Source organism: Streptomyces sp. NPDC002386 (genome assembly GCF_053593175.1).
Genome location: NZ_JBSFBX010000005.1, coordinates 1 through 9,564 on the forward strand (window position 1 = coordinate 1; position 9,564 = coordinate 9,564).

At 73.8% G+C, this 9,564-nt stretch carries 7 protein-coding genes; 1 reads left to right on the forward strand and 6 read right to left on the reverse strand.

Features of this window, described 5'->3' with window-relative positions:
- Positions 1 to 148 precede the first annotated feature (148 nt).
- The gene (locus ACWCPN_RS11975; protein ID WP_359549655.1) at positions 149 to 355 is read right to left on the reverse strand and encodes a hypothetical protein; all 207 of its coding nucleotides are present in this window, start codon (positions 353 to 355) and stop codon (positions 149 to 151) included.
- A gap of 218 nt (positions 356 to 573) precedes the next feature.
- Between ACWCPN_RS11975 and ACWCPN_RS11980 the strand changes: the two genes are divergently transcribed.
- Positions 574 to 2,415, forward strand: a complete 1,842-nt coding sequence (locus ACWCPN_RS11980) for a glycoside hydrolase family 15 protein (RefSeq protein ID WP_451204548.1) — start codon at positions 574 to 576, stop codon at positions 2,413 to 2,415.
- A gap of 48 nt (positions 2,416 to 2,463) precedes the next feature.
- Here ACWCPN_RS11980 and ACWCPN_RS11985 read toward each other — a convergent pair whose 3' ends face one another.
- The 5 genes from ACWCPN_RS11985 to ACWCPN_RS12005 form a co-directional block, all read right to left on the reverse strand.
- Positions 2,464 to 5,190 (reverse strand): SpoIIE family protein phosphatase, encoded by a 2,727-nt coding sequence (locus ACWCPN_RS11985; RefSeq protein WP_451204550.1) that lies wholly within the window; start codon positions 5,188 to 5,190, stop codon positions 2,464 to 2,466.
- 253 nt (positions 5,191 to 5,443) lie between these two features.
- Complete coding sequence (locus ACWCPN_RS11990; RefSeq protein ID WP_199213104.1) at positions 5,444 to 5,767, reverse strand: DUF1232 domain-containing protein; 324 nt, start codon at positions 5,765 to 5,767, stop codon at positions 5,444 to 5,446.
- Positions 5,768 to 5,879: 112 nt separating this feature from the next.
- Positions 5,880 to 7,133, reverse strand: coding sequence for a hypothetical protein (locus tag ACWCPN_RS11995; RefSeq protein WP_451204552.1), 1,254 nt, complete (start codon positions 7,131 to 7,133; stop codon positions 5,880 to 5,882).
- A 372-nt stretch (positions 7,134 to 7,505) separates the two neighbouring features.
- Positions 7,506 to 8,870, reverse strand: a complete 1,365-nt coding sequence (locus ACWCPN_RS12000) for an FAD-dependent oxidoreductase (protein ID WP_451204554.1) — start codon at positions 8,868 to 8,870, stop codon at positions 7,506 to 7,508.
- Between the two features lie 190 nt (positions 8,871 to 9,060).
- The coding region (locus tag ACWCPN_RS12005; protein WP_451204556.1) for a C40 family peptidase at positions 9,061 to 9,564 on the reverse strand (504 nt) is incomplete at its 5' end.

Genomic DNA, 9,564 nt, shown 5'->3' on the forward strand with positions numbered 1-9,564 from the left:
CCCTACACGCCCCCCCGTCCCCCCCCCCCCCCCCGCCCCACCGGGCCCCGCCCCCCCCCCGGGGCGCGGGGGGGCCCCCCCCCCGCCGGGGGGGGGCCCCCCCCGGCGCCTCCCCGTTGGTGTCCTGCCTGTTTCCCGGACCGCCCTGTCAGGGCAGCAGCTTCTCGATGGCCGACGGACCCTCGGTCTCCAGCTTGCGGCGCGCCCAGTCGAGAGTCGCCGGGGTGACGTCCCTGCCCGTCGCCATCACCAGGTCCTCCGGGGTCAGACCCCGTGAAGGAGCGGAGTGGAGCAGGGCGTCCGGGGTGCAGTGGTCGTCGGACGACCGGGACCCTTCGGGTGTGGATGTCGACATGATGCCTCCTCCTCGGTCCGGATGACCGCATCCGTGCCGGTGCCGCCGAACGGGGCACACTCTCACCATTCACCGCCGCGGCGGACCCTGCATCCGGAAGGGGCCGCAGAGCGGGGTGAGGACCGCCTGCCCAGCCCGCGCCGAAGCACTCGCCCGTAAGCTGGAAATCCGCCCATACCCTGGAAAACCGCACCGACCCGCACCGGGGAGGCCTCACGATGGCCGAGATGCCCTTCCAGCAGGAGTCGTCCCGAAGCCCCCGCTACCTGCCGATCGCCGAGCACGGACTCATCGGCGACCTGCGCAGTGTCGCGCTGGTCGGCACCAACGGCACGATCGACTGGTACTGCTCACCGTCCTTCGACGCCCCCAGCGTCTTCGCGTCGATCCTGGACGCCGAGCGCGGCGGCAGCTTCGAACTGGCCGCCGCCGTACCGGGCCGTACCAAGCAGTTCTACTTCCCCGACACCAACGTGCTGATCACCCGCTTCTTCACCGAGGACGGCGTCGGCGAGGTGCAGGACTTCATGCCGGTCACCGGGGACGGGCAGGCCGCCGAGTCGGGCCGGCACCGGCTGATCCGGCGCGTGGTGTGCGTGCGCGGCACCGTGCCCTTCCGCGCCAGGGTCGCGCCCCGCTTCAACTACGGCGCCGACCCGCACACGGTGCGCCCGCTGAACGGCCTGCTCCTCTTCGAGTCCCCCGAGCGGTCCCTGGCCCTCACCTCCACCGTCGTCATGGAGTGCGACGGGCGGGACGCGTGGGCCGACTTCAAGCTCGGCGAGGGCGAGACCGCGGTGTTCGCGCTGGACCTGGCCGGGGAGGAGGTGCCACCGCGCGGCTGCCCGCACATGGAGGCCGAGCACGAGTTCAACGCCACCGTCACCTACTGGCGGCGCTGGCTGCACCAGTCCCGCTACCGGGGCCGCTGGCGCGAGATGGTCCACCGCTCCGCGCTCACCCTCAAGCTCCTCACCTACGCGCCCACCGGCGCCATCGTCGCCGCGCCCACCACCAGCCTGCCCGAGCAGCTCGGCGGCGAGCGCAACTGGGACTACCGCTACGTGTGGGTGCGCGACGCCGCCTTCGCCGTCTACGCGCTGCTGCGGCTCGGCTTCACCGGCGAGGCCGAGGCGTTCATGCGGTTCCTGACCACGCACATCAGCCCCGGCTGCGGCGACCACTCCGGCCCCCTGCAGATCATGTACGGCATCGACGGCCGCACCGAACTGCCCGAACGCGAACTGACCTACCTGGAGGGCCATCTCGGCTCCGCCCCGGTCCGGGTCGGCAACGCCGCCGCCGACCAGCTCCAGCTCGACATCTACGGCGCCCTGATCGACTCCATCTACCTCTACGACAAGTGGGCCCAGCCCATCTCCAGCGGCCAGTGGGACGACGTGTGCCACCTCGTGGCGTGGGTGTGCGACCACTGGGACCAGCCCGACGAGGGCGTGTGGGAGACCCGGGGCGGCCGCCGGAACTTCCTGTACTCGCGGCTGATGTGCTGGGTGGCCGTGGAGCGGGCCATCCGCCTGGCCAACCGGCGCGGACTCCCCGCCGACCTGCCCCGCTGGCGCCAGTCCCGCGACGCCATCTACCGGTGGATCATGGACCGCGGCTGGTCCGACCGGCGCGGCGCCTTCGTCCAGCACGAGGACAGTGAGGTGCTCGACGCGGCCGTGCTCATGATGCCGCTCGCCAAGTTCATCGCCCCCACCGACCCCAAGTGGCTGTCCACCCTGGACGCCCTCACCGAGGACCTGGTCTCCGACTCCCTCGTCTACCGCTACGACCCGCAGGCCAGCCCCGACGGACTCCGCGGCGACGAGGGCACCTTCTCGATCTGCTCGTTCTGGTACGTCGAGGCCATGGTCCGGGCCGGGCGGGTGGACGAGGCCCGGCTGGCCTTCGAGAAGATGCTCACCTACGCCAACCACCTCGGCCTGTACGCCGAGGAGATCGGCCGCACCGGCGAGCAGCAGGGCAACTTCCCGCAGGCCTTCACCCACCTGTCCCTGATCAGCGCCGCCTTCAACCTCGACCGCGCCCTCGGCTGAGCCGCCACCGGCACCGGGCACCGGGCCCGCCGCGGCGGGCCCCGGCCGTCAGGGCAGTGGCTGCTCCGCCCAGATGATCTTCCCGTTGGGGGTGTACCGGGTGCCCCAGCGCTCGGCGAGCTGCGCGACCAGGAAGAGACCCCGGCCGCCCTCGTCGGTGCTCGCCGCGTACCGCAGGTGCGGGGAGGTGGTGCTGCCGTCGGAGACCTCGCAGATCAGCGTCCGCTCGCGCAGCAGCCGTACCCCGATCGGGCCGCGCCCGTAGCGGATCGCGTTGGTCACCAGCTCGCTGAGGATCAGCTCCGTGGTGAACGACAGCTCCTCCAGGCCCCAGTCGTCGAGCCGCCGGGCCACCGAGGCCCGCACCTCGGCGACGGCCGCCGGATCGGACGGCACCCGCCACTCGGCGATCCGGTCCGCGCCGAGCACCCTGGTGCGCGCCACGATCAGCGCGACGTCGTCGCTGGGCCGGGCCGGGAGGCGGTCCAGGACGGTCCGGCAGGTCTCCTCCGGCGAGGCGCCTCGCGCCCGGCGCAGCGCGTCGCGCAGCAGCTCGAGGCCGACGTCGATGTCCCGGTCCCGGTCCTCCACCAGACCGTCGGTGTAGAGGACCAGACTGCTGCCCTCCGCCAGCTCCAGGTCCACCGTCTCGAACGGCAGCCCGCCCAGGCCCAGCGGGGGACCCGCGGGCACCTCGGGGAACTCCACCTCGCCGTCCGGGCGCACCAGCACCGGCGGCGGATGCCCGGCCCGGGCGACGGTGCAGCGCCGGGACACCGGGTCGTACACCGCGTACAGACAGGTCGCGCCGGTGACCGCGGCGCCGTCGGCCGGGGTCTCGTCCTGGTCGATCCGGCCCACCAGCTCGTCCAGCAGGCCGAGCAGTTCGTCGGGCGGCAGGTCGAGCGCGGAGAAGTTGTGCACCGCCGTGCGCAGCCGGCCCATCGTCGCCGCCGCGTGCAGCCCGTGCCCGACGACGTCCCCCACCACCAGGGCCACCCGCGCACCGGACAGCGGCAGTACGTCGAACCAGTCGCCGCCCACCCCGGCCTGCGCCGGCAGATAGCGGTAGGCGATGTCCAGGGCCCCCTGCTCGGGCAGGGAGCGCGGCAGCAGGCTGCGCTGGAGGGCCACCGCCATGCTGTGCTCACGGGTGTAGCGGCGGGCGTTGTCGATGGACACGGCGGCCCGCGCCACCAGCTCCTCGGCGAGGGCCAGCTCCTCGGCGTCGAACGGCTGCGGCTTCTCCGACCGCCAGAAATTGGCCAGGCCCAGGACCAGGCTGCCCGCCCGCAGCGGCACGGTGATCAGCGAGTGGATGCCGTAGTCCACCACCTGTCCGGTGCGCCGCGCGTCCTGCGCCAGCCAGCCGGGCGCCGCACGGAGCACCGGCTCCACGACGGACTGCCCCGTGGTCAGGCTCCGGGCCTGCGGCGACGTCGACACGAAGCGGATGCGCTCACCCAGCGGGTACAGCGGGGCGTCCTTGCGGATGCCGCTGAACGCCGCCCGGCGCAGCGCGGTGCCCGGCTTCGGCTCCTCGCCCTTCAGCACCGCGTCGAACAGGTCCACGGTGACGAAGTCCGCGAACCGGGGCACGGCCAGCTCGGCCAGCTCCTCCGCCGTACGGGACACGTCCAGGCTGGTACCGATGCCCACCCCGGCGTCGTACAGCATGTTCAGCCGCTCGCGCGCCACCTCCGCGCGGCCGGACAGGGCGCGCAGCTCGGTGGAGTCGCGGAGCGTGGTGACGCTGCCCGGCGGCCCGCCGCGCAGGTCGGTGGGGCGCTGGTTGATGGCCAGCAGCCGGTCCTTGACCAGATGCACCTCGTCCGTGGCGACCCGCCCGGAGGCGAGCAGCCCGGCCGTCTCGTCGTCCAGCCCCAGCTCCAGCACATGCCGCTGCTCGGCGTCCTCGGGCAGGTCCAGCAGCCGCTGCGCCTCGTCGTTGGCGAGCAGCAGCCTGCCGCCGCCCCCGACGATGAGGACACCCTCCCGGACGGCGTGCAGCACCGCGTCGTGGTGTTCGTACATCCGGGTCATCTCGAACGGCCCGAGGCCGTGCGTCTGGCGCAGCAGCCGTCTGCTGACCAGGGCCGTGCCCGCGGTGGCCAGGGCCATCGCCGCCGCGGCCGCGGCGAGCAGCAGGGGAAGCTGCTGGTCGGCGGTCCCGCCCACGTGCGCCGTGGTGATCCCGGACGACACGAGGCCCACGACCTTGCCGGACTTGTCCTTGACCGGCACCACGACCTGCACGAGCGGGCCGATCGTCCCGTTGACCTCCTCGACGACCGTGCCCCCGGCGACGGCCGGGGCGATCGTCCCGACGAACTTCTTGCCGATCCGGTCGGGCTTGGGATGGGTGTACCGGGTGCCGTCGGTCGACATGACGACGACGAAGTCCACGCCCGTCGCCTTGCGGGTGGCCTCGGCACGCGGCTGCAGGACGGCCGTCGGGTCCGGTGCGCGCAGCGCGGCTGCCGTGCCGGGCGCGTTGGCGAACGACTCGGCGACGGCGAGCGAGCGGTTGCGGGCCTCCTGGTCACTGTCGTGCCGCACCTGGAGCACCTGCGCCACCACGGCCGACACGACCAGCAGCAGCACGATCACCACCTGCAGCAGGAACACCTGCCCGGCGACGCTGCGTCCGGTCACCGCCGACCGCAGCACGCCCGGCGGTGCGCCGTTCGCACCGGGTGCCTGCTGCCTCGGTGCGTGCGGATGCCCGAACGAACGGGGCGGCCGTGTCTCGGGCCGGCCGGGCAGTCGGACCATGAGCCCATGTCTACACTGCGCGGCTCCGGGTGGCGAGGGCGTGTACCGAGGAGGCTTCCGGCGGTGCCGGCCGTACGTCCCGGTCACCGCGTCCGCGCCGGACGTCCGGGGACGGGCGGGGGCGCGGCCCGCGCACGCGGCGGGACGCCGCCGGCGCCCGGCCGCGTCGCGGCCAGGTGCGCCGGGCGGGCAGGGCGGGCACGGGACGCGCGGCCGCGCGGCGGACCGGTGTGGCCGGTCACACGGGGCCGGTTCACGACTCCTTGGTCGTCGGCGGCAGGACGCGGCCGGCCCGCGGCTCGGTACTCTCCGGCAGGACGCGGCCGGCCCGCAGGCTGCGCAGAGCGAGGAGCAGGACGGCGATGTCGTCCAGGTAGACCGGGTCCGGCAGCAGATCGGTGGGCAGTACCAGGTACGCGACCGCACCCCAGAACACCCACCGCGGTCCGGTCGGGAGCCCGGCGCGCCGCAACGTGCGCCGGGCGCGCACCAGGCGCACCAGCAGGACGACGGCGACGGCGAGCAGCACCGCCGCGACGACGGCGCCTGTCACCAGCCAGAACGCGGTGGAATCCATGCGGCCTCCAGTCCCTCGTGACGGACGGGGCGGGCCGGTGCGGCCCCGTTCGGTTCCCCTTCCTCTCCCTCTGCCCGGTCCCGGCCGCCGTACCGCCTCGCGCGGGGCTCCACTACCGCCGTTCCGCCGCGCCCGCGCTGCCGGAGCTCCCGACGCCGGGGGCTTCGGGAACCTCGGGGGCTTCGGGGACGCCGGGAAGCCCGGGGACGCCCGGGGCGTCCGCGGTTTCGGAGGGCCCATCCGCGGCCGGGCGCGGGCCCTTGGCGGTGAAGCGCAGCCGTTCGAAGGTCCGGGTCAGCTGCTGGAGCGCGGCGGGCGTGCGGGCGGCGGTCCGCTGCTGCTGCGGCAGGGCGGCGGGGGCGGGCGCGTCACGGAGGGCGGCCAGCGCCTGGTGGGCCTGCTCGGCGGCCTCCCGGTACAGGTCCCGGGACCTGGTCATCGACTCCAGCGCGTCGGCGTACATGGCGACCAGCTCCCGCTGCCGCTCCAGTTCCTCCTGGAGCGTCGTCAGGGTCCAGTTCTCGCGCAGGTCCGTCAGCGCCTCCAGCGCGCCACGCGGCAGGGGCCGGGGGAGAGCCGTGAAGTGGCGCAGCGCCGCCACGAGCCCGGCCGGCTCGGAGCCGTCCAGGAACACGGTGCGCACGGTGTGCTCACGGCTGTCGTAGTCCTCGGGCGCCGGGTCCGGCGGCAGCAGCACGGCACCGCCGCGGGGCAGCTCGACGCCGAGGTCCTTCAGCGCCCAGTTGACGCCGCGATGCTGCTGCGGCGCGGCCCGGTGCTCCATGACGCGGTGCCGGAGCCCCGGCGGCAGCAGCCGGGCCAGGGGCAGCCTGCCCTGTTCGTCGGGGGTCATGGCCTCGTGCACGACGAGGTGCGCGCACCAGGAGTCGCGGGCCGCGTCCTTCAGCCGGCGCCGTGTCTCCTTGTCGTCGTCGGGCAGCGGGTTGACCTGACGGAGACGCAGGCCGGCGACGGTGGGGTGGTGGTCCCAGTCGCCGTCCGCGCCGTCCGCCGGTCCGGCCTCGGGCCAGAACAGGGTCGCGGGGGAGGGCCATGTCTCGTCCCACGGCCGCTCCGCCTCGGCGACGAGCGTCCACTCCTGCCCCTCGGGGCGGGCGGCCCGCGGTACGAGGGTGAGCCGGGCCCGCACGGTCACGGTCCCGCCGGCCCGCCAGCGGGCCTCGAAGATCCGTACGGGGGAGTCGTCGGGCACGGGCGGCTCGGCGAAGTCGTCGATGTCCCCGCTCTCCTTGTGCCGTCCCAGGGTGCGGCGGACGACGTCCTCGGCGGCGGGGCCGGGGTGGCGGCCACGGGCCGCCCAGAGGGTCTGCGGGATGGTGGCGTGGTCGGCGGCGGAGTTCGACATGGGCCAATCTGCTGATGGGGGCAGGTGCGCTACCCAGTATCACCGCCAGGGGGCCGAACCCGTCGACGGGGCCCCGAGCGGCGCGCCGCGCCGCCGGTGACACAGGCGCGGGCCGTGTCGCGGACGCCCCCGGCGGTGGTGTGCCCACGCGCCCGGCGCGCGGGCGGCGCTCCCGCGCACGGGCCGCGCGCCGGGTGCCCGTGACGCGCGCGGCTCACACGAGGCACGCGCGGTTCACCCGGGGCGCGGGCCGCACGCGTCACGCGACCGCCGTGCACACGTCCCGCGGCTCTGCCCGGACGTCCAGAATGGTCCGTCGGACGGGGCCCGCCCACCCATCCGCTTGGGGCGGGCCCCGTCCACCGGCAGGTGTTACGCGCCGCTCTCCCGCAGCATGTCCTCACGCTCGACGAGCTTCACGCGCTCACGGCCCTGCGGCTCGCCCAGCGCGCGCTCGGCGGCGTCCAGCCGGTACCAGCCCTCCCACGTGGTGAAGCGGACCTCGCGCTCGGCGAGGAAGGCGTCCACGGCCTCCGGCGCCGGCGCGGCGGGGGTGTGCAGGCGGCCGTTCGCGTGGTCGTCCAGCAGGTTGGCCACGGTCTCGTTGGCGTCGCCCTTGGTGTGGCCGATGAGGCCGATGGGCCCGCGCCGGATCCAGCCGGTGACGTACGTCGACTGCAGGTGGCCGCCGCTCTCCTCCAGGACCCGGCCGCCCCGGTCCGGGACCGTGCCGGAGTCCAGGTCCCAGGGCAGCTTGGGCAGCTTGTCGGAGAGGTAGCCGACGGCGCGGTACACGGCGCTGACGTCCCAGTCCTTGAACTCGCCGGTGCCCTTCACGTTCCCGGTGCCGTCGAGCGCGGTGCGCTCGGTGCGCAGGCCGACGACCCTGCCGTCCTCACCGAGGATCTCCGCCGGGGACTCGAAGAAGTGCAGGAACAGCTTGTGCGGCCGGTCGCCGGTGTCGCGGATCGCCCACTTCTCCAGCGTCTTGGCGACCATGTCGGCCTGCTTGTTGCCGCGCCGGGTCTCGATGGACCCCGCGTCGTAGTCGATGTCCTCGGGGTCGACGATGACCTCGATGTTGGGGGAGTGGTCCAGCTCGCGCAGCTCCATGGGGCTGAACTTCGCCTGGGCGGGACCGCGGCGGCCGAAGACGTGGATCTCCTTGGCCCGGTTCGCCTTCAGCCCGTCGTACACGTTCGGCGGGATCTCCGTGGGCAGCAGTTCGTCCGCCGTCTTGGCGAGTACGCGGGCCACGTCGAGGGCCACGTTGCCGACGCCGAGCACGGCGACCTTCTCGGCCTCCAGCGGCCAGGTGCGCGGCACGTCCGGGTGGCCGTCGTACCAGGACACGAAGTCCGCGGCGCCGTACGAGCCGTCCAGTTCGACACCGGGTACGGACAGCTCGCGGTCGGCCGTGGCGCCGGTGGAGAAGATCACCGCGTCGTAGAACGCCCGGAGGTCGTCCAGGCTGATGTCGGTGGGGTAGTCGACGTTGCCGAAGAGCCGGATCTGCGGCTTGTCGAGCACCTGGTGCAGGGCGGTGATGATGCCCTTGATGCGCGGGTGGTCGGGCGCCACGCCGTAGCGGATCAGGCCGAACGGGGCGGGCATCCGCTCGAAGAGGTCGATGGAGACACCGGGCTCGGCGGCCACCTCGGACTTGAGCAGGGCGTCGGCGGCGTAGATCCCGGCCGGGCCGGCTCCGACGATGGCTACCCGCAGGGGGCGCGGCATGATCAGTTCCCTTCGAGCGTGAACATTCGAGCCTGAAAAAGGAGACTCGCTCGATCGGGAAGCCTAAGCTAAGGCAGCCCTAAGTTAGTACGCGGGTCCGGTCTATGACCTCATAAGCTGATCTTATGGGGGTTCAAGGAGCCGCTTATGCCCCGGTCCGGGGTCCGGACCGGGGCGCGGTCGGACCGGGTCAGGCGGGCCGGATCACCCGGTGGATCGCGGACTCGCCGGCGCCGTAGACCGACTCCTCGCGGATGGTGGATCCCGGGCCCGGCGCATGGATCATCATGCCGCCTCCGGTGTGCAGGCCCACGTGCCGGTCGTCGTCGAAGAACAGGACGAGGTCGCCCGGTTCGAGCGCGGCGAGAGTGACCGGAGTGCCGGACAGTGCCTGTTCGTGCGCGGCGCGCGGCAGTGTGACCCCGGCGGCCTGCCACGCGGCCCGGGTGAGGCTGGAGCAGTCGTAGGAGTCCGGTCCGGTGGCCCCCCACACACAGGGCTTGCCGATCTGCGCGCGGGCGAACGCGATGGCCCTGTCCGCCCGCGTGTCGAGGGTGAACGGGGCAGGGACCGGAGCGAAGGAGCCGGTGTCGGTGACGGTGAACCCCGGGAAAGCGCCGGTGTCCGTGCCGGCGTCGCCCAGGGGGTGCGTGAAGTAGCCGGTGCCGACGGTGTCGGTGACGGCGAACCCCGG